This is a genomic window from Buttiauxella sp. BIGb0552 (assembly GCF_004366275.1).
GTDB classification, from domain to species: Bacteria; Pseudomonadota; Gammaproteobacteria; order Enterobacterales; family Enterobacteriaceae; genus Buttiauxella; species Buttiauxella gaviniae.
Genome location: NZ_SODY01000001.1, coordinates 695,414 through 714,733 on the forward strand (window position 1 = coordinate 695,414; position 19,320 = coordinate 714,733).

General features: G+C 52.1%; 19 protein-coding genes. 8 read left to right on the top strand and 11 right to left on the bottom strand.

Translation table 11 applies throughout. The features are described 5' to 3' along the window. Nucleotides 1-60: 60 nt before the first annotated feature. Both EDF88_RS03220 and fbpC read left to right on the top strand, forming a co-directional pair. Entirely contained in the window at nucleotides 61-2,139 is a 2,079-nt protein-coding gene (locus EDF88_RS03220; RefSeq protein WP_134182872.1) for an iron ABC transporter permease, read from the top strand. 14 nt (nucleotides 2,140-2,153) lie between these two features. Beyond that, complete coding sequence (gene fbpC / locus EDF88_RS03225) at nucleotides 2,154-3,203, top strand: ferric ABC transporter ATP-binding protein (RefSeq protein ID WP_134182874.1); 1,050 nt, start codon at nucleotides 2,154-2,156, stop codon at nucleotides 3,201-3,203. A gap of 84 nt (nucleotides 3,204-3,287) precedes the next feature. Here the strand turns inward: fbpC and mazF are convergent, their stop codons facing one another. The 3 genes from mazF to EDF88_RS03240 all read right to left on the bottom strand — a co-directional run bounded on the left by mazF (nucleotide 3,288) and on the right by EDF88_RS03240 (nucleotide 5,372). After that, nucleotides 3,288-3,620: an endoribonuclease MazF gene (gene mazF / locus EDF88_RS03230; protein WP_134182876.1), complete on the bottom strand. Its 333-nt coding sequence runs from the start codon at nucleotides 3,618-3,620 to the stop codon at nucleotides 3,288-3,290. Continuing rightward, nucleotides 3,620-3,865: an AbrB/MazE/SpoVT family DNA-binding domain-containing protein gene (locus EDF88_RS03235; protein ID WP_064518659.1), complete on the bottom strand. Its 246-nt coding sequence runs from the start codon at nucleotides 3,863-3,865 to the stop codon at nucleotides 3,620-3,622. The genes mazF and EDF88_RS03235 overlap by 1 nt, the downstream gene beginning before the upstream one ends. Before the next feature lie 163 nt (nucleotides 3,866-4,028). Continuing rightward, entirely contained in the window at nucleotides 4,029-5,372 is a 1,344-nt protein-coding gene (locus tag EDF88_RS03240; RefSeq protein WP_134182878.1) for a VOC family protein, read from the bottom strand. Between the two features lie 253 nt (nucleotides 5,373-5,625). On the opposite strand from EDF88_RS03240, the gene pcaH reads away from it, so the two are divergent. From pcaH to pcaQ, 3 genes are all read left to right on the top strand, one after another. Beyond that, entirely contained in the window at nucleotides 5,626-6,363 is a 738-nt protein-coding gene (pcaH, locus tag EDF88_RS03245; protein WP_064518657.1) for a protocatechuate 3,4-dioxygenase subunit beta, read from the top strand. After that, the gene (gene pcaG, locus EDF88_RS03250) at nucleotides 6,363-6,983 is read left to right on the top strand and encodes a protocatechuate 3,4-dioxygenase subunit alpha (protein WP_064518656.1); all 621 of its coding nucleotides are present in this window, start codon (nucleotides 6,363-6,365) and stop codon (nucleotides 6,981-6,983) included. The genes pcaH and pcaG overlap by 1 nt, the downstream gene beginning before the upstream one ends. A gap of 802 nt (nucleotides 6,984-7,785) precedes the next feature. Further along, nucleotides 7,786-8,709 (top strand): pca operon transcription factor PcaQ, encoded by a 924-nt coding sequence (pcaQ, locus tag EDF88_RS03255; RefSeq protein WP_134182880.1) that lies wholly within the window; start codon nucleotides 7,786-7,788, stop codon nucleotides 8,707-8,709. Between the two features lie 81 nt (nucleotides 8,710-8,790). Here pcaQ and pcaC read toward each other — a convergent pair whose 3' ends face one another. The 6 genes from pcaC to EDF88_RS03285 are packed head-to-tail and all read right to left on the bottom strand — an operon-like array spanning nucleotide 8,791 to nucleotide 13,862. Then, the gene (gene pcaC / locus EDF88_RS03260) at nucleotides 8,791-9,177 is read right to left on the bottom strand and encodes a 4-carboxymuconolactone decarboxylase (protein ID WP_064518654.1); all 387 of its coding nucleotides are present in this window, start codon (nucleotides 9,175-9,177) and stop codon (nucleotides 8,791-8,793) included. Nucleotide 9,178: 1 nt separating this feature from the next. Beyond that, nucleotides 9,179-9,937, bottom strand: a complete 759-nt coding sequence (gene pcaD / locus EDF88_RS03265; RefSeq protein WP_134182882.1) for a 3-oxoadipate enol-lactonase — start codon at nucleotides 9,935-9,937, stop codon at nucleotides 9,179-9,181. Further along, nucleotides 9,934-11,289: a 3-carboxy-cis,cis-muconate cycloisomerase gene (locus EDF88_RS03270; RefSeq protein ID WP_134182884.1), complete on the bottom strand. Its 1,356-nt coding sequence runs from the start codon at nucleotides 11,287-11,289 to the stop codon at nucleotides 9,934-9,936. The genes pcaD and EDF88_RS03270 overlap by 4 nt, the downstream gene beginning before the upstream one ends. Nucleotides 11,290-11,298: 9 nt before the next feature. Continuing rightward, on the bottom strand, nucleotides 11,299-12,501 hold the full coding sequence (gene pcaF, locus EDF88_RS03275; RefSeq protein ID WP_134183256.1) for a 3-oxoadipyl-CoA thiolase: 1,203 nt from the start codon (nucleotides 12,499-12,501) through the stop codon (nucleotides 11,299-11,301). Nucleotides 12,502-12,510: 9 nt separating this feature from the next. Continuing rightward, entirely contained in the window at nucleotides 12,511-13,167 is a 657-nt protein-coding gene (locus tag EDF88_RS03280) for a 3-oxoacid CoA-transferase subunit B (RefSeq protein WP_134182886.1), read from the bottom strand. Nucleotides 13,168-13,178: 11 nt separating this feature from the next. After that, complete coding sequence (locus EDF88_RS03285) at nucleotides 13,179-13,862, bottom strand: 3-oxoacid CoA-transferase subunit A (protein ID WP_134182888.1); 684 nt, start codon at nucleotides 13,860-13,862, stop codon at nucleotides 13,179-13,181. A 170-nt stretch (nucleotides 13,863-14,032) separates the two neighbouring features. Here EDF88_RS03285 and EDF88_RS03290 point away from each other — a divergent pair, with 170 nt between their 5' ends. Beyond that, a complete protein-coding gene (locus EDF88_RS03290; RefSeq protein ID WP_134182890.1) occupies nucleotides 14,033-14,845 on the top strand; it encodes an IclR family transcriptional regulator C-terminal domain-containing protein in 813 nt (270 codons plus the stop codon). On the opposite strand, the gene smrA is transcribed toward EDF88_RS03290, so the two are convergent. Beyond that, complete coding sequence (smrA, locus tag EDF88_RS03295) at nucleotides 14,842-15,405, bottom strand: DNA endonuclease SmrA (protein ID WP_134182892.1); 564 nt, start codon at nucleotides 15,403-15,405, stop codon at nucleotides 14,842-14,844. The genes EDF88_RS03290 and smrA overlap by 4 nt on opposite strands. A 67-nt stretch (nucleotides 15,406-15,472) precedes the next feature. Then, on the bottom strand, nucleotides 15,473-16,369 hold the full coding sequence (locus tag EDF88_RS03300; protein ID WP_134182894.1) for a LysR family transcriptional regulator: 897 nt from the start codon (nucleotides 16,367-16,369) through the stop codon (nucleotides 15,473-15,475). A 176-nt stretch (nucleotides 16,370-16,545) separates the two neighbouring features. Between EDF88_RS03300 and EDF88_RS03305 the strand changes: the two genes are divergently transcribed. Continuing rightward, nucleotides 16,546-17,856, top strand: coding sequence for a M20 family metallo-hydrolase (locus EDF88_RS03305; RefSeq protein ID WP_134182896.1), 1,311 nt, complete (start codon nucleotides 16,546-16,548; stop codon nucleotides 17,854-17,856). Next, complete coding sequence (locus EDF88_RS03310; RefSeq protein WP_134182898.1) at nucleotides 17,856-19,301, top strand: M20 family metallopeptidase; 1,446 nt, start codon at nucleotides 17,856-17,858, stop codon at nucleotides 19,299-19,301. Before EDF88_RS03305 ends, EDF88_RS03310 begins: the two co-directional genes overlap by 1 nt. Nucleotides 19,302-19,320 lie beyond the last annotated feature (19 nt).

Below are 19,320 nucleotides of genomic sequence, written 5' to 3' on the forward strand. Positions count from 1 at the left end.
CAGGTGACAGCGTCACGTCACCTGCTCCCCCCTCCTTTTCTTTAGGCCGATGAGGCACTTATGTCTGAAACTTTACTTTTGCGACCTACGCGAAAGCGGGACGCTATTATCTGGTGGGTGGCGCTTTGCTGGCTGGCTTTTGCCCTGCTGCCAAGCTGGAGCCTCGATTACGGATTATTTGAATCGACAAGTGATGAGCTAATCAATGCTTACAGCTGGTCTGGACTTAACATCAGTCTGCTGTGGTACCTACTCCCTTCGCTGCTGTTGTTGCGCCCGTTTAATGAACTGGGGCCAGAAAAGCGCCAGCGTCACTATTTCGACGCAGGCTGGGCACTCTTTTGCATGGCCTTTGTGGTAGTCAGTGCAACCCTTACCGAGCGTGGAATGGGTTACGCCACTATTGTGCTGTTTATCGCCCTTGGCATGGTTATCACCCTCGCCCTGACTCGCCTTGAATGGCTCGGTGGCGACAGCTTTGTGATTGGTTCGCTGGTGACAATTATCGCGCTGATTGGTGTGTTTATTGTTTGGCCGAGCATCGCGATTTTCATTCCGATGTTTACCAATGATGCCGGGGAGTTTGCGCCGCTAGCGTTTATGGCGGTACTCAGCCAGGCGCATATCATCCAGGTAATTATCAACTCCATCGCGCTGTCGATTGCGGTGGGAATTGGCTGCACCTTCTTCGGCCTGGTTTTGGCGATTTACACCACCCGCATCGCCAAACGTAGCGCTATTATTGGCCGTATTTTCTCGATTCTGCCTATCGTGACCCCGCCGTTTGTCGTCGGCCTTGGCGTCACGTTGATGATGGGCCGTTCGGGGTATATCACCGAGTTGATGGTCGACTGGTTCGGATTGACCAACACCAACTGGCTGTACGGTTTTACCGGAATCTGGCTGGCGCAAGTTTTAGCATTTACGCCGATGGCCTTTATGATCCTCGATGGTGCGATTAAAACCATTCACCCGTCGCTGGAAGAAGCCTCTTATACCCTACGTGCGACGCGTTGGAAGACCTTTAAAGGGGTGTTTTTACCGCTGCTGAAACCGGCACTGGCTAACGCCTTTTTGATTGTGATTGTGCAATCGCTGGCGGACTTCAGTAACCCGCTGGTACTTGGCGGTAACTTCGACGTACTCGCCACACAAATCTATTTCTACATCACTGGCTCGCAACTTGATTACCAGGCCGCCAGCACACTAGGCGCATTCTTGCTGGTCTTCTCACTGCTGGTGTTCTGCATTCAGTACATGTGGATTGGAAAACGCTCCTACGTCACCGTTTCCGGTAAATCGAACCGAGGCGACGTTCAGCCGCTGCCAGTGACACTGGTGTGGGCGGTCATTGCGTTATTAGCGGTGTGGATTGCCTTTAACGCCCTACTTTACGGCAGCATTTTCTATGGCAGTTTCACGGTTAACTGGGGCGTGGATTATACGCTGACGTTCGATAACTTCATCAAGCTCTTCGGCCAGGGCATGAGTGATGGCGCGTGGCCTTCACTGCTCGACACGCTGCTGTACGCCGGGATTGCCGCACCGATCACCGCCTTTTTCGGCTTGCTGATTGCCTGGATTGTGGTGCGCCAGCAGTTCCGTGGCAAAAAGACCATCGAGTTCACCACTATGCTGTGCTTTGCAGTACCGGGCACCGTGGCGGGCGTGTCATACATCCTGGCCTTTAACAGCGCGCCGGTTTACCTGACGGGTACCGCCGCGATTGTGATTATGTCGATGGTGATGCGTAACGTGCCGGTGGGGATTCGTGCCGGAATTGCCGGGCTTGGGCAAATTGACAAATCTCTCGATGAAGCGTCTTTAAGCCTACGTGCCGGTTCAATGCGCACCATTATCAACATCCTGCTGCCATTGCTGCGCCCGGCGATTTTATCCGCGCTGATCTACAGTTTTGTGCGCGCCATTACGACTGTTAGTGCCATCGTCTTCCTCGTCACGCCGGATACTCGTGTGGCAACCGCCTACATTCTTAACCGCGTGGAAGATGGTGAATACGGGGTGGCGATAGCCTACGGCTCGATTCTTATCGTCGTAATGTTGACCATTATTTTCATTTTTGACTGGCTGATTGGTGAAGCGCGTATTTCACGTTCAAAAGCCAAAACCAACGCGTGATTACGGAGTAACACATGACACAACCTCATTTTGTAGAACTGCGCAATGTCACGAAACGGTTTGGCAATAACACCGTTATTGAAGGCATTAATCTGGCGATCCCAAAGGGTGAAATGGTGACGTTACTCGGCCCTTCCGGCTGCGGAAAAACCACCGTTTTACGCCTGGTTGCCGGGCTTGAAAAACCCACTGAAGGGCAGATTTTTATTGATGGCGAAGATGTGACGCACCGTTCCATTCAACAGCGTGACATTTGCATGGTGTTCCAGTCCTACGCCCTGTTCCCGCATATGTCGCTGGGCGATAACGTCGGTTACGGACTGAAAATGCTCGGCACCTCGCGTGGGGAAATTAAAACACGCGTGAAAGAAGCGCTGGCAATGGTCGATTTAGAGGGTTTCGAAGACCGGTTTGTTGACCAGATCTCCGGCGGCCAGCAGCAACGTGTGGCACTGGCGCGCGCACTGATCCTGAAACCGAAAGTGCTGCTGTTTGATGAGCCGCTCAGTAACCTTGATGCCAACCTGCGCCGTAGCATGCGTGACAAAATCCGCGAGCTACAAAAGCAGTTCAACATCACGTCGCTGTACGTTACTCACGATCAGAGTGAAGCGTTTGCCGTGTCGGATACGGTACTGGTGATGAACAAAGGTGAAATCATGCAGATTGGCAGCCCGCAAACGCTGTATCGCCAGCCCGCCTCACGCTTTATGGCGAGCTTTATGGGTGATGCAAACGTCTTTCCGGCGCGTTTTGGCAGCGATTTTGTCGAGATCCATGGCTACCGTTTACCGCGCCCGCCGCAGTTGACCGTAACTCAAACAGAAGGCACGGTTGGCGTGCGCCCGGAGGCGATTACTCTCAGCGAACATGGCGACGAAAGCCAGCGCTGCGTGGTACGCCATGTGGCATATATGGGGCCGCAATATGAAGTGACTGTGGAGTGGCATGGCCAGGCGCTGTTATTGCAGGTGAACGCAACTCGCTTACAGCCTGACGTAGGTGACAATTATTATCTTGAAATCCATCCGTACGGCATGTTTATGCTGGCTGATGCGGCGTAAAAACAAGGGCCGCAGCAATGCGGCCCTACGAGTGATGACAAGCTGTTCTGAAATGGCCACCGTGACGGGAGGCCATTTTCGATATCAACCGATCAACGCTTTTGCTTTCGCCCGGATATCAGCCAGTTCTGTGGCGTTAACTTTGCTTTTCTTCTCGACTTTTCGTGCTCGCCAGTCCACACAGGTGACTTGATCGGATAATGCGACGCCTTCACGGCTCTGTGTTATTTCGACCTCAAAAGGATATCCCTTTGCTTTTGTAGTGCAAGGCACACACAACAACAGCCCCGTTTTGTTGTTATAAGCAAACGGGCTAAGTACAACCGCCAGGCGATGCCCCCCTTGTTCATGCCCTTCAACAGGGTCAAAATTAATCCAGATTAAATCGCCTGCATCTGGTACATAGCGAGAAACCATCAGAGCATTTCCTTGCCAACCGGTGCGCCAAACTCCGCTTTCTCATGCTGATTTTCCGGGGTAATTCCGGCTAGCAACGCATCAAGCGAATAGGCTTTCGCTCTCACAGGAACAATAATGATACGACCATCTTCTACGGCAATATCCACCGTATCATCAACATTCAAACTAGCGGCTTGCATGATAGCGGCGGGAATGCGAACTGAAGGGCTATTACCCCATTTTTTGACGACAGATTGTGCCATGCGAGAACTCCTTTGTTGATACGTTTGTAGCAACAGTAATTCAGCCAATCTAATGTGTCAACAATGTATCTACACTGTAGTGTCGGCAGGCTAAACGGAAGATCTCTGACTGAGTGGTCGGCATTGCGCACAATACCGACCTTTCTCTAAAGTTTTGACGTCGCTACAGCAATCCGCAGCGTTTTTTACTGCGATCCGACGCCTGTTGGTACAACTCAAACTCATTTGCTACTGCTGCACCGAGCGCTTGTTCAAACTCCTGGCGGCTGGAGTGACCATGGCTGCGTGCCCCGCCTTCACTCCCCAGATTCGACTGGAAAATTCCCGCAGCACTGACCGGGAGGAAATCTTCATAAATAATCGGCTGCGCCACCAACCAACCCCGTTCAATCAGCGACTGCGGGTCATCACCTGGTTTAATCGCCTGGCGGTGCATTTCGCCCACAGGGGTTAAACGGTAGCGGAAATAAGCCAGATCCTGGCAGCGCATTAGCGTTTCACTGTCGGGCAAGCGGCTGAATACTTCCTGCAAATGCTGCTGATGGCTAAAATTATCCTGCCCATTACCGGCTTCATTTAGCAACTCATCGTATAACGCACGCCCTTTTGGCGTTAACGCTACACCACGCTGCTCAATTTCGCCGAAACGGGCGGTATGTGTGCCGTGATGTACACCGGCAAAAATAATCGGTTCTTCCAGCGCTTTAAAGCTGGTCTGGCGCAGCAAGATTGGGAATGTGCGGCGTGGTGGTCCTTCGATAATCGCTTTTGGCGCAATGCCATATTCCGGCATCAATGCCTGAACGCGGTCGATATCTAACGTGCGCGGAGTCAGGTGATTAATGTGACAGCCGCGGAAACAGACGACGTCGGCAATCAGGCGATGCTGCTGGTGGAATGCCTGGTAAGTTTGTGGATCTACCGTGGCATGACTGTGCCAACGGAAGGTTTCCAGCGCCTGACTCACGAACTCGTCTGCCTGCTCTTCGCTAAATACGCCCTGCTGGTCGTAAATATCCAGTAATGCCCGACAACGAGGGGTGAAAATGTCACGTTCTGCGAGAATAGCTGCAGCAGTTTTACGCAGTTCAGCATCGTCAATTAGCTCAAGGCGTAGCAACGAGGTGAAAATACGGAACGGATTACGCGCCAGAGCCGCGTCATCAATTGGACGAAACGCAGTGGAATGCACCGGTACGCCCGCCTGCGAAAGGTCGTAATAGCCGATTGGATACATCCCCATTACCGCAAAAATGCGCCGTAAGGTTGCCAGTTCTTCCGCTTTACCCACCCGTATTGCGCCGTGGCGCTCCACATTCAGGCGCGCCAGTTCATCGGCATTCTCTAATTGCTGTTGCAGATCGGGGTTATTTTCCAACACCGCCAGATTTACGTCAGCGACTAACTCTAACAAGGTTCCGTATTGAGGCACTTCTTGCTGGTACATCGCCGACATTGCGTGCGAAAATTTTTCCCGAAGATCATCAGCCGTGATGTTGTTCGCCATAATGTCGTACTCCTGTGAATATTGCTCAAAGAGTAGAATGTCGCGCAGGGGTTTTGGGCTAAGAATTTTCGTTTTGTGATCGACTATACAGCCATAGATTATAAGTAATGTTTTCCGAAAATTTCATAGCCACAGGTTATGTAAATCAGCCTTTAAATTCACTTTAATTTAACAAGCCATTAACTGAGACTGTCGGTGGCGATATTTAAAATTAGAATGCATCGCCTCCTGTATCCCACAACTGGAGCTGGCTATGTCACAGATTTGGCAACCTCGTGAGCTTGTACATCGCGACTACGACTCTCATCCTCCGGCGTTCGCGCCGGGGTATAAAACCAGCGTGTTACGCTCACCGCGCAATGCGCTGATCTCTTTGCAGAACTCGCTGTCTGAAATTACCGGGCCAATATTTGGTGCCAAAGATCTCGACCCGCTTGATAACGACCTGATCATGAATTACGCCAAAGACGGCCTGCCCATTGGCGAGCGCATTATTGTGCATGGCTACGTTCGCGATGGATTCGGCCGCCCGATGAAAAACACCCTGGTGGAAGTGTGGCAGGCCAACGCAGGCGGGCGTTATCGCCACAAGAAAGATAAGTATCTCGCCCCTATCGACCCAAATTTTGGCGGCTGTGGACGCGTGTTGACCGATGAAAACGGCTATTACTTCTTCCGCACCATCAAGCCAGGCCCGTATCCGTGGCGTAACCAGGCAAGTGACTGGCGCCCTTCTCACATTCACTTTTCACTCTCTGGTGACTCTTTTGCCCAACGTCTCATCACCCAGATGTATTTTGAGGGCGACCCGCTGATTAAACAGTGTCCGATTGTGAAAACCATTAATAACGATGACGCCATTCGCACATTGATTGCCGAACTGGACACCCATGCGGCAGTGCCGCTTGATTGCCTGGCGTATCGCTTTGATTTAGTGCTGCGTGGCCAGCGAGCCACACTGTTTGAAAACCGTACTCAGGGGGCCGCGTGATGAAAGATTATTTAGCAGAAACCGCATCGCAAACTGCCGGCCCATACGTCCACATTGGTCTGGCTCCGCAAGCCGCTGGTTTTAACATTTTCGAGAAAAACTTTAGCCACGTGCTAACCAATTCTCACACTCAGGGCGAGCGGATTATTGTTGAAGGACGGGTATTTGACGGCTCAGGAACGCCAGTGCGCGATGTGTTGCTGGAAGTGTGGCAAGCCAATGCGGCCGGACGTTACAACCACCCTGCAGACAAGCAAACAAATAAAGAACTGGATGAAGATTTCCGTGGCTGGGGACGAACCTGTTCAGATTTCGACAGTGGTATCTGGCGTTTTGACACCATTAAACCGGGTGCTGTAACCGGGCGCGACGGCCGAATGATGGCCCCGCATTTGAACCTGTGGATTGTGGCGCGTGGCATTAATATTGGCCTGAATACGCGGATGTATTTTTCCGATGAGCAAGCAGCGAATGAGACCGACCCGGTGCTTAATCTCATCGAGTGGGAAGTGCGACGTAATACGCTGATTGGGAAGCGTGAGAAGCGCGGTAATGAGGTGGTGTATACGTTTGATGTGTTTCTTCAGGGGGAGAAGGAGACGGTATTTTTTGATGTATAGGTGGATTGCCAACTCATACGTGGGGCGGATTCCTCTATCAGCATAGTGATTGTTCCGTTCACCTTTGCGAACAGCCTTCCCTGATACAACTGCTAACGGTGAACGTGTCAGGGGGATTACGGCATCCCCCTGACAACCCCGCCGCCCGCTTTTAAATTGCCGCTGCGCGGTAAACCCCAGCTTATCCCCAACGTTCAGGGTCGTTCGCGACTCGCTCCCGGCGATCGCTCTCTTTCGCTGCTCCCGGCAGCTCAACCCTGACTTATGGGTAACGCTGAGGCAATTTATACCGGGAACAAGGTCAAAACCGGTTTGGCTTTTGACCCTCGCTTTTGCCGTTGACCTTTGGTCCGGCATAAATCGCCTCCGTTTTGACTGTAAGGCCGGGTCGAGCCGTCGGGAACGGCGAGAGGTTGTGATCGCCGGGAGCGAGTCACAACCGACCCTGGGACTGAAAGGAAAAACGGAGGTTTACTGCGAAGCAGCGATTTAAACGCCGGGAGCCGGGATTGCCAAGGGTGCTGCGGTAGTACCCTTGGCTCGTTCACAGTTTCGGTAACTTAAGGGATAACTGGACGCCTGGTGAACGAAACCTTTCTCCACACATAAATAATGCCAACATTTATTGGAACCCCACCCATTTCCAATAAACCCCTCCTGACTCGAATCATTAATTTAAATTAACCTTCCCTCACCTATTGTTATAAATTACCGAGTGATGTTAATGAAATTTTGCTAGCAAGTTATCAAAATCAAACAACTTATCTTGTCAGCGCTACGGGTCTGTTTTTAACATCAGGTTATGGAAAAAAACGGTTTGTTTAGTCAGCGCATTCGCTTGCGCCATCTTCATACTTTCGTGGCTGTCGCTCAACAGGGAACTCTGGGGCGCGCGGCTGAAACACTTAATCTTAGCCAGCCTGCATTATCGAAAACACTTAATGAATTAGAGCAGCTAACCGGCACGCGTTTATTTGAGCGTGGGCGGCTTGGCGCACAAATGACGTTGATGGGTGAGCAGTTTCTGACGCACGCGGTAAAGGTGCTCGATGCGCTCAATCACGCCGGGCAATCGTTTAATCAAAAAGATGGGCAAAACACTACGGTTATCCGTGTTGGTGCCTTGCCAACTGCAGCACTGGGCATATTACCAAAAGTTATTGGCCAGTTTCACAAGCAGCAAAGTGACGTTACGCTGCAAGTCGCCACCATGAATAACACCATGCTGCTGTCGGGTTTAAAATCGGGTGAGCTGGATTTAGGTATTGGCCGAATGTCCGATCCTGAATTGATGACCGGGCTGAACTATGAACTGTTATTTCTTGAATCGTTAAAACTGGTGGTTCGTCCTGGGCACCCACTTCTGCATGAAAACATCACCCTTAGCCGCGTGATGGAGTGGCCGGTGGTGGTGTCGCCAAAAGGAACAATTCCACGCCAGAATGCCGAATCGCTGCTTTCAAGCCAGGGTTGTAAAATGCCTGCAGGCTGCGTCGAAACGCTTTCCGCCTCTCTCTCTCGCCAGTTGACTGTGGATTATAACTACGTGTGGTTTGTGCCATCTGGCGCGGTGAAAGAAGATTTACGCCAGGGAACATTGACCTCGTTGCCGGTGGCAACGCAAGGTGCTGGTGAGCCAATTGGTATTTTGACTCGCGTGGATACACCGCTTTCAGCGGGCGCGCAAATTCTGCTGTCTTCGATTCGGAAATCTATTCCGGGTTAAGTAACAAGGGTGGATGACGCTAATCCACCCTACAACACCGTTTTCGTAGGTCGGATAAGCGTTAGCGCCATCCGACATTAATTAACCAGCGGCATCCATCTCATCAAACACCTGTTGTGCAAGATGCATAGTGGCGTTGGCTGCGGGTAAACCGCAGTACAGTGCTGAATGCATAATCAGTTCTTTGAGCTCATCACGCGTCACGCCGTTGTTAAAAGCCGCTCGCAGATGCATTTTCAACTCGGCCTCACGGTTAAGCGCAATTAACATCGCGATGGTTATCATGCTGCGTGTGTGGCGCTCAAGTCCCGGACGTGTCCAGATATCGCCCCAGGCATAACGCGTAATGAAGTCCTGAAACTCCTCATTCAGCGGCGTAAGCTGCGACAATGTACGATCGACGTGGCTTTCACCCAGCACCGCGCGGCGAACTTCCATGCCTCGTTGATAATGTTCTTCATCCTTCATCTCAGTCGCCCTGTTGAATAAAGTTAAGCAATGCGATGTTGAAACCGTGCGCGTCTTCAATGCTGGAGAGGTGTGAAGCTTTGAGAGTGACAAGGTGCGAACCATGCACCTGCTGATGCATAAACTCACTGTCAGCCACGGTGCAAACCGGGTCGTTGACTCCGGCGATAAACTGCATCGGTATTGTGATATTGCCAATTTCTGCTCGCAAATCCGCTGCTGCCAGTGCTTCACAACAGGCGGCATAACCTTCTGGATTGGTCTGCGCCAGGGTTGCGCATAACGCATCGACTTGCGCATGGTGGTGCTGAACAAAATCATCAGTAAACCAGCGTGCCGGCGCACTTTTGGCAATCGCCGACATCCCATCGTGGCGAACAGTTCGAGCGCGTTCCAGCCAGCCACTTTGCTCACCGATTTTCGCGGCACTGTTGGCGACAGTTACCGAAAGAAACCGCTCCGGCGCAAAACGCGCCAGCCACAGGCCAGTCAAACCACCCATTGAAATTCCGCAGAAATGCGCCTGCTTAACGCTCACATCATCCATCACACTGATAACATCTTCCGCCAGTTGTGGCAGTGTAGTTTTCTCGTTTTTGGTAGTACGTCCGTGGCCATGCGTGTCGTAACGCAGCACGCGGAAGTTCTCAAGCAACGCCGCCATTTGCGGCTGCCACATCTCAAAGGTGGTACCCAGAGAATTAGATAGTACCAGCACTGGCGCACCAGCAGGCCCTTCCAGTTGATAATAAAGACTCATTTTCCCCTCCTGGTTTGTTGTGCCGCCCGCGCCAGAACCTGGCTGATGAAATGATCATTACTGCCAATGGCGTGCTGCGGGTCGAGCAAATGTTCGATTTGTATCGTAGAAAGATGGGCGCTGACATCAGGGTGTTGTGCGAGCAATGTTGCAAGGGGCTGATTTTCGTCCAACGCGCGATGACAAAGTTGTTCCACCAGATGGTGTGCGGCCTGTTTCCCGATTGATTTCGCCAGCGCCAGAGTCACAGATTCCGCCATAATCAGGCCGTGAGTGATATCCAAATTGGTGCGCATTTTCGCGGTGTTAACCTGCATTCCCTGCATCAAATCCAGCGAGGTTTGCATCACACCCCCAGTCAGCATAATAAGCTGTGGGAGCGTTTCCCATTCGGCTTGCCAGCCACCTAGTGCCCTTTCATGTTGCTGATTCTGGCTGGCGTACAGCGTTGCCATCATTCCTGGAATGCGCATGGTGGCAGTCAGTATAGCGGCACAGCTCACCGGATTACGTTTATGGGGCATGGTGGATGAACCACCGCGTCCTTCGGCAATCGGCTCGCCTACTTCTGCAACTTCGGTTTGCATCAGTAACGAAAAATCATTGGCGAATTTGCCGAGTGTGCTGCTGACACCTGCGAACCAGTTGGAGGCTTCCAGCAATCTGTCGCGCTGGCTATGCCACGGTGTGTCGGACGGTTTAAGCGCCAGGACGCTTGCTAACGCTTGCGCCACAGGCATGCCCTGATCTTTAAGCGATGCCAGCGTGCCCGCAGCACCGCCGAATTGCAGAACCAAAACACGCGGTTTTATTTCAGACAAACGCTGCTGCCAGCGCAAAAGTGCATCTAGCGTTCCTGCCAGTTTAAGGCCAAAAGTAATCGGCAATGCGTGCTGCATCCAGGTGCGGCCAGGCATCACGCTATGCTGGTGTTGTTGGACTTGTACGGCTAAAACATCGATCAACTGCCCGATAAGTACCTCAGAAGCATCGAATGCAGCGCGCAGTTGCAGCACCAGACCGGTATCAATCACATCCTGGCTGGTTGCGCCCCAGTGAACGTAACGTGCGGCCTGTTCATCGTGCTTTTTTACGTTGGCAGTGAGCTGTTTCACCAGCGGGATCGCAAGGTTTCCAGCACCTGCCGCCGCTTGCGCTAAGGCTTCACTATTGAGTTTTGTGGCCTGACACTGCCCAGAAATGACATTAACCGCCGACTCAGGGATCACGCCACATTGCGCACAGGCCTGCGCCAGTGCCGCTTCAAAATCCAGCATCCCTTGTAACGTCTTCTCATCGCTGAAGATTTCAGTTAGCGATGATGCACGCAACATTGGGGTAAACAGTGTCATGCCTGCTCCTTAAACGCGTTCAATAATCAGTGCAATCCCCTGACCGACACCAATACACATGGTACAAAGCGCGTAACGTCCGCCGCTACGCTTGAGTTGATACGCGGCGGTCATCGCCAGACGACCACCGGATGCGCCAAGCGGATGCCCAAGCGCAATGGCCCCGCCATTCGGGTTTACATGTTCGGCATCATCAGGCAGACCCAGGTCGCGCATCACCGCCAGTGCCTGGGCAGCAAAGGCTTCGTTTAATTCAATCACGTCCATTTGTGCCAACGTTAACCCGGTTTGCGCCAGCACTTTGCGCACTGCCGGAGCCGGGCCAAAACCCATAATCCGTGGTGCGACACCTGCAGTCGCCACACCCACGACACGCGCCAGTGGCTGCAAACCATGAGTGTTAAGCGCCTGTTCGCTTGCGAGCAGCAAAGCACAAGCCCCGTCATTAACACCTGATGCGTTTCCTGCGGTGACGGTACCGTCGGCTCGTACAACACCTTTGAGTTTTGCCAGTGCCTCAATCGAGGTGGATCGAGGATGTTCATCCTGATTAAACAGCAACGCTTCACCTTTGCGTTGCGCGATAGAAACAGGAATTAACTCATCATCAAAAATACCCATTTCCTGAGCGCGAGCGGTGCGTAACTGGCTGCGTAAGGCAAAGGCGTCCTGATCCTCACGGTTAATATTAAAGTCAGTCGCGACGTTTTCTGCCGTTTCGGGCATCGCTTCAACACCATACTGCGCTTTCATTAGCGGGTTGATAAAACGCCAGCCAATGGTGGTGTCTTCCATTTTCATATTGCGACTAAAGGCGCTTTCCGCTTTGCCCATTACAAACGGTGCGCGCGACATACTTTCCACGCCACCGGCAATCATCAGCTGCGTTTCACCGCTTTTGATAGCCCTTGCCGCAACACCGAGCGCATCAAGGCTTGAACCACATAAACGGTTGATGGTACTCCCCGGCACCGTCTCTGGTAGCCCCGCCAGCAACAAAGCCATACGCGCCACGTTGCGGTTATCTTCCCCCGCCTGGTTTGCACAGCCGTAAATCACATCATCAACCGCCGACCAGTCGAGATTTGGATGGCGCGCGATCAAGGCTTTCAGCGGTAATGCAGCTAAATCATCACTACGAACACTGGACAGTGTGCCACCAAAACGACCGAACGGAGTACGCACTCCATCACAGATAAATGCTTGATTCATCATAGTTCCTTACGCGCTTTCTGCCAGTTGTTCGAAGCCCAGGGTGACCGGGGTAATACGTTGTAATTCTTCAAAAGAGAGGCCATTGAAGATTTCGCGCACCACGGGGCCTTTTTCAGTGATATCAATCACTGCGAGATCGGTATAAATACGGCTGACACAGCCGATTCCGGTGAGTGGATAAGAGCAGCTATCCACCAGCTTGCATTCGCCATCACGGGTCAGGTGATCCATCATCACAAAGACCTGGCGTGCGCCAATGGCTAAGTCCATCGCTCCACCTACTGCCGGGATAGAGTCCGGCGCACCGGTGCTCCAGTTTGCAAGGTCGCCTGTGGCTGAAACCTGATACGCGCCTAGCACGCAGATATCGAGGTGGCCGCCGCGCATCATGGCAAAAGAGTCGCCATGGTGGAAAAAACAGCCGCCGGTCAACAAAGTGACAAACTCTTTTCCGGCATTGATAAGCTCAGGGTCTTCTTCGCCCTCGGCCGGTTTTGGCCCCATGCCTAGCAAGCCGTTCTCACTGTGCAAGAAGATCTCTTTATCCGCCGGAAGGTAGTTGGCAATGCGTGTTGGCAAGCCAATGCCGAGGTTGACATAAGCGCCTTCGGGAATATCACGTGCGACACGTTGTGCCATTTCATCACGGGTTAGTTTTTTCACCTGCAGGCTCCTTATGCGCTTTGTGCCAGTGATTTTTCGGTGGCGACCAGACGTTGTACGAAAATGCCAGGCGTCACGATATTTTCAGGGTCAAGGTCACCTAGCTGCACCAGGCGGCTGACTTCAGCAATAGTCACGGTGGCGGCAGTGGCCATAATTGGCCCAAAGTTACGCGCCGCTTTGCGGTACACCAGGTTTCCCCAGCGGTCACCTTCATACGCTTTGATTAATGCAAAATCGGCTTTTAGCGGGTATTCCAGCACATATTGGCGGCCATCGATTTCACGCGTCTCTTTACCATCGGCAAGCGGTGTGCCAAAACCAGTTGGCGTAAATACCGCCCCAAGCCCTGCTCCCGCCGCCTGGATGCGTGCCGCCAGATTGCCTTGTGGCACCAGTTCCAGTTCAACTTTGCCGCGTCGATACAGGTCATCAAAAATTTGTGAATCCACCTGACGTGGGAATGAGCAGATCATTTTGCGCACTCGTCCTGCCTTCAAAAGTGCCGCCAACCCCACTTCCCCGTTCCCTGCGTTGTTATTGATTATGGTCAGGTCACAAGCGCCCTGATCAATCAAGGCATCAATAAGATAGGTGGGTTGTCCTGCGGTCCCGAAGCCACCAATCATGATGGTGGCTCCGTCGAAAATTCCGGCAACCGCTTCTTCAAGCGAAGCCACACTTTTGTTGATCATCACTCTGCTCCTTGGTGTGCGTCATTCGCACAAGTTTGCTTTGTTCGAACAAAATGTGACCCCGTTAACGAAGCTGGTCAAGGGCGATAATCGAAATATGGTGCGATTATCGAACATCATGTATCTTTGTTTTCAGAGTGTGATGAATGGCGAAATTTGAGGAGAACGGAATGGAAATTCAACGTGATGAACCGGTAGCAGGTGAAGTCGATCCCTTTAAAGGCGACCCGAATTTTATGGCATCACTGGCTCGCGGACTGGAGGTGATTCAGGCATTCACTCCACAGCGGCGACAAATGTCTATTTCACAAATTAGCCAGAAGACCGGGATCCCCCGCGCTGCGGTGCGACGCTGTTTGTACACTCTGGGCAAGCTTGGCTTTGTCTACGCCGAAGACGGTAAATACTACCAATTGCGCCCACGAATTTTATCGCTGGGCCATGCCTATCTGGCCTCGACACCACTGGCGAAATCCACGCAACCGGTGCTCAAACATCTGAGTGAAATGCTCAACGAGTCCTGTTCAATCGCCACGTTGGATGGCGACGATATTTTGTATATCGCCCGCGCTTCCAGCTCACGCATCATGACCATTGATTTGGATATCGGCAGCCGCCTGCCAGCGTGGTCAACATCCATGGGCCGCGTATTGCTGAGTTATTTGCCGGAAGAACAGCTCAACGATTTCCTGGGTCGCATAACTATGATCCGTTACACGCCGCAGACGGTGGATTCGGTGAGCAAACTGCGCGAAGAGTTAAAACGCGTGCGTCAGCAAGGGTACGCGCTTAACGACCAGGAACTGGAGATGGGGTTGCGCTCGATTGCCGTTCCACTGGTAAATCCTGAAGGAGCGGTGGTTGCAGCACTCAACGTTGGCGTTCATGCCGGGCAGGTTTCCGCCCAGGAATTGCTGAACCGTGTGCTGCCTAAGTTGCAGGAAGCGGCAGAGGAGTTGTCATTGTTGTTAAAGGCAGATTAGCGGCTGTGTTTTGCGTGGCGTTCCCAGTTCTCGACTTTCGCCTGCTCGGATTTTTTGAGCGCCACGTAACACGCCCCACTGCCGCCGTGATGCGGCATGGCGCTGCAAAACGCCTGCACTTCGTCAAATTCCGCCAGCCAACGAGCGAGATAACTGCGCACGATATTGGCATGTGATTTATCTTCGCGCCCTTTGCCATGAACGATCAGCAAATTGCGCAGGCCATCTTTTTTGGCTTCCTGCATGTAGGCGTAAAGCATCTGGCGGCATTGTTCGACGGGTTGGCGGATGAGGTTAAGACTTGCTTCCTGCTTGTATTTTCCTAGTCGCAACTTATCCAATACACCGGTTTGCAGCCCTTCACGCTTAAATTCAAGCAATGTGTTGAGCGGAATAATTTCCAGAAAGTCGGTGGTCAGAAAGTTATCCAACTGAACAGTATCGAGCTTTTGCGCCACCTTCTCCTTCACCGGTTTCAACCACTGGCTGCTGTTACAGTTTTTCAGCGGTTTGACGTCATCCATGGCGTCAAGAAACAGCGATTTTTCATCAAGGTTCATGTGCAAATCCTCCAGTCTTAATTCTGAAGTCACTATAGCCGCCGATGAACCGAGGCTCAATGCCCTATTAACGGCATTCGCGACGAAATTGGTTGATAAGCGCAGTAGTGAGTGGAGCCTGGGTCACATCTCGCCGTTGAATCAGGTAGTAAGTAGCATTGGGCAGCGTTTCGGTGATGTTAATTTGCTTCAACCTATGGGCTAACATCGGGTCGTGCCCTAATTCAGCGGGTAAAATACTCAGAAAATCACTCTGTGCCACCAGGCTAATACAGGCTGAAAAGGTTTCACAGAACACACTGATATTGGGAATTTCTGAACGCTTTTGGAATAACTCTTCCAGTTGTTTGTAATAGCTGCCGCGTGGCGTTGGCAACGTCCAGTTATAGTGCAGTAACTCTTTTAACGTTGTGGCATTGGTTGCCGGGTGGCCCTCTCGGGCAAATACTGCAAACGGCTTTTCAAACAGCCGTTCAAACGTAAATTCCTGGTCGTAAGGCCCCTGATAGTAAGTATTGATGGTGAAATCCAGCTCTCCCTGACGCAGCGAGTTAATCATCGAAACCAGCTGTCCTTCCATAATACGGACTTTAACTTGCGGATGTTTTTGATGAAACGCGGTGATAACCGGCGGCATTAAGGTGCGGGAAACACTGGCTCCAAGACCAATATTAATTTGCCCCGCCAGTTGCCCCTGGCGTTGCAAGATATCTTCCTGGGCAGCCCTCAGTTCTTCCAGAATCAAACGCGCATGCTGGTAAAAACTTTCACCACACTCCGTTAAAGCAACGCCCTGGCTACGTCGGATAAACAAGCGCGCCGACATTCCCTCTTCTAACTCTTTAATCGATTTTGTGAGCGCGGGTTGCGAAAGATTTAACGCCCGACTGGCTCCGCGAATACTGCCATTCTGCGTCACAGCCACAAATGCACGGATCTGATGGAGCTTAACCTGGAAGGTCACATGGCCTCCTGATAACCAATAGCTATCAGCTGAAAGATTTTGTCATCTACTGTAATTCAATCTCTTATGCCAGGGTAATCCAGGTACGGCGAAAACTTCCAAAAATCGCTGGGTGATAAGTAAAAACTATCACAGCGTGAACTTGATCACAGAAGATGCTTATTACGGGATGGGATATGAAGCAACTAGAACTGGCAGTACATGAACTGGCTCCACGCATGCAGCACTGGCGGCGCGATTTTCACCATTTTGCCGAGTCTGGCTGGCTGGAATTTCGTACTGCCACTCACGTTGCCGAAGTACTTCATCAATTAGGTTATCAGCTGGCTTTAGGCCGTGATGTGGTAGATGACGCGGCACGGATGGGGCTGCCATCGGCTGAAGTACTGGCACGTGAAGAACAACGAGCTCAAGCGCAAGGTGCATTGCCGCAGTGGCTAGGGCATTTTTCTGGCGGTTTCACCGGGATTGTTGCCACGCTGGACACAGGCCGTCCCGGTCCAACTATCGCTTTCCGCGTTGATATGGACGCTCTGGACCTGGGCGAGATGCAACAGCCTTCGCATCGCCCATTTGCGGAAGGTTTTGCATCCTGTAATGACGGAATGATGCATGCCTGCGGCCACGATGGGCATACGGCAATTGGACTTGGCCTCGCCACTGTTCTGCAACAGTTTTCCCACCAGCTTAATGGCACCATCAAACTCATTTTCCAGCCTGCAGAAGAAGGCACACGCGGTGCGCGCGCCATGGTTGCCGCAGGTGCACTGGATAATATCGATTACTTTACTGCGATTCATATCGGCACCGGTATCCCAGGCGGCACGGTGGTGTGTGGAAGCGATAACTTTATGGCGACCACTAAGTTTGATGTGCAATTCACTGGCGTTGCTGCGCATGCAGGCGGCAAGCCGGAAGAAGGCCGCAACGCTCTGCTCGCTGCGGCTCAAACTGCGTTGGCTCTGCACAGTATTGCTCCTCATAGCGCTGGAGCATCACGCGTTAACGTTGGCGTTTTACAGGCGGGAAGTGGCCGTAACGTGGTGCCCGCGAACGCGCTGTTGAAAGTGGAAACGCGTGGAGAAAGTAACGTTATCAACGACTACGTGTTTGAACGTGCGCAAGAGATCATTCGTGGTGTCGCGACGATGTACGGCATCGAAGCCGAAGTCCGTTTGATGGGGGCGGCAACCAACAGCGTGCCGTCACCAGAATGGGTGGCATTTATCCACCAGCAGGCGCTCGACGTGAATGGTGTAACGCAAGTTGTCGATACTGTGAAAGGCGCTGCTGGTTCCGAAGATGCCACTCTCATGATGGCGCGTGTTCAGGAGCAAGGCGGTAAAGCGTCGTACATGGTTTTCGGTACGCAATTGAGTGCCGGGCATCATAACGAGAAGTTTGATTTCGATGAGAAGGTGATGGAAGTTGCCGTGAATACCATGGCCCGCCTCGCCCTTAATTTCCCCTGGCAGCGAGGTGTGTAATGAGTTCGATTTATCAGTTTGTTGATGATGCTATTGAAGCCAAACGTGGCGAGCTCACCGCCATTGCCGATGATATCTGGGATCACCCGGAAACTCGTTTTGAAGAACACTGGTCTGCTGAACGCCTGGCTTGTGCTTTAGAGGCAGAGGGTTTTAGCGTTGAGCGCAATGCCGGGAATATCAAAACAGCGTTTGTAGCGAGTTTCGGCTCAGGTCTACCGGTCATCGCCCTGCTGGGGGAATACGACGCGCTGGCCGGTTTAAGCCAATGCTCCGGTGAAGATTCGCCTAATCCCCTGGTTGAAGATGCAAACGGTCACGGCTGCGGCCACAATTTGCTTGGCACGGCTGCTTTTGCCGGTGCCGTGGCGGTGAAGAACTGGCTTGAGCAATCTGGCGCTAAAGGAACCGTGCGTTTTTATGGCTGCCCTGGCGAAGAAGGTGGCTCCGGTAAAACATTTATGGTGCGCGAAGGACTTTTTGATGATGTCGATGCCGCCGTTACCTGGCACCCGGAAGCTTACGCCGGAATGTTTAGCACCAGTTCGCTGGCCAATATTCAGGTTGCTTATCGCTTCAATGGCATCGCAGCACACGCGGCAAATTCACCGCATTTGGGGCGTAGCGCACTGGATGCCGTCACACTGATGACGACTGGCACTAACTTCCTCAACGAGCACATTATTGAAAAAGCGCGTGTGCATTACGCGATAACCAATGCCGGTGGCATTTCGCCAAACGTGGTGCAGGCGCAAGCGGAAGTGCTGTATTTGATTCGCGCACCGGAAATGGCGCAGGCACAGCATATTTATGAGCGCATCAATAAAGTTGCCGAAGGGGCTGCGCTGATGACTGAAACCACTGTGAATGTGCGTTTTGATAAAGCCTGCTCCAATTATCTGCCTAACCGCAACCTGGAAGCCGTGATGTATCAGGCTTTACAGGCGCTTGGCTTGCCTGAATGGAATGACGAAGAGCTGGCATTTGCGAAAAAAATTCGTGCGACGCTTACCGAAAACGACCTGCAAAATAGCTTAAATAATATCGCTAACACCTCCAATGAAGAGGGTAAAGAGTTTGCTCGTCGCCATCGTGAAACGTTGCTGATAGATGAAATTGCGCCTTATGCTGCAAACGACAAGATCCTGCCGGGTTCCACCGATGTTGGCGATGTCAGCTGGAAAGTCCCGGTGGCACAATGCTTTAGCCCATGCTTTACGGTTGGGACTCCACTCCATACCTGGCAACTGGTGAGCCAGGGTCGCACGTCTATCGCGCATAAAGGAATGCTACATGCGGGCAAAGTGATGGCGGCGACGGCACTGCAACTGTTTACACAACCTCAGACACTGGAAGCCTGCCAAAGCGAGTTGCACGCACAACTTGCTGAACGCCCATACCAGTGTCCGATCCCGAAAAACGTTACACCGTCACCTTTACAATAATTAATAACCATACATTAAT

Excerpts from the sequence above, each read along its gene's own strand:
- EDF88_RS03305 (WP_134182896.1), top strand. The coding sequence starts at position 16,546 with ATGAAGCAACTAGAACTGGCAGTACATGAACTGGCTCCACGCATGCAG.
- pcaH (WP_064518657.1), top strand. The coding sequence starts at position 5,626 with ATGTCACAGATTTGGCAACCTCGTGAGCTTGTACATCGCGACTACGAC.
- pcaC (WP_064518654.1), bottom strand. The coding sequence starts at position 9,177 with ATGAAGGATGAAGAACATTATCAACGAGGCATGGAAGTTCGCCGCGCG.
- smrA (WP_134182892.1), bottom strand. The coding sequence starts at position 15,405 with ATGAACCTTGATGAAAAATCGCTGTTTCTTGACGCCATGGATGACGTC.
- EDF88_RS03310 (WP_134182898.1), top strand. The coding sequence starts at position 17,856 with ATGAGTTCGATTTATCAGTTTGTTGATGATGCTATTGAAGCCAAACGT.
- EDF88_RS03270 (WP_134182884.1), bottom strand. The coding sequence starts at position 11,289 with ATGACACTGTTTACCCCAATGTTGCGTGCATCATCGCTAACTGAAATC.
- EDF88_RS03220 (WP_134182872.1), top strand. The coding sequence starts at position 61 with ATGTCTGAAACTTTACTTTTGCGACCTACGCGAAAGCGGGACGCTATT.
- pcaG (WP_064518656.1), top strand. The coding sequence starts at position 6,363 with ATGAAAGATTATTTAGCAGAAACCGCATCGCAAACTGCCGGCCCATAC.
- EDF88_RS03240 (WP_134182878.1), bottom strand. The coding sequence starts at position 5,372 with ATGGCGAACAACATCACGGCTGATGATCTTCGGGAAAAATTTTCGCAC.
- pcaF (WP_134183256.1), bottom strand. The coding sequence starts at position 12,501 with ATGAATCAAGCATTTATCTGTGATGGAGTGCGTACTCCGTTCGGTCGT.
- EDF88_RS03285 (WP_134182888.1), bottom strand. The coding sequence starts at position 13,862 with ATGATCAACAAAAGTGTGGCTTCGCTTGAAGAAGCGGTTGCCGGAATT.
- pcaD (WP_134182882.1), bottom strand. The coding sequence starts at position 9,937 with ATGAGTCTTTATTATCAACTGGAAGGGCCTGCTGGTGCGCCAGTGCTG.
- fbpC (WP_134182874.1), top strand. The coding sequence starts at position 2,154 with ATGACACAACCTCATTTTGTAGAACTGCGCAATGTCACGAAACGGTTT.
- EDF88_RS03235 (WP_064518659.1), bottom strand. The coding sequence starts at position 3,865 with ATGGCACAATCTGTCGTCAAAAAATGGGGTAATAGCCCTTCAGTTCGC.
- mazF (WP_134182876.1), bottom strand. The coding sequence starts at position 3,620 with ATGGTTTCTCGCTATGTACCAGATGCAGGCGATTTAATCTGGATTAAT.
- pcaQ (WP_134182880.1), top strand. The coding sequence starts at position 7,786 with ATGGAAAAAAACGGTTTGTTTAGTCAGCGCATTCGCTTGCGCCATCTT.
- EDF88_RS03290 (WP_134182890.1), top strand. The coding sequence starts at position 14,033 with ATGGAAATTCAACGTGATGAACCGGTAGCAGGTGAAGTCGATCCCTTT.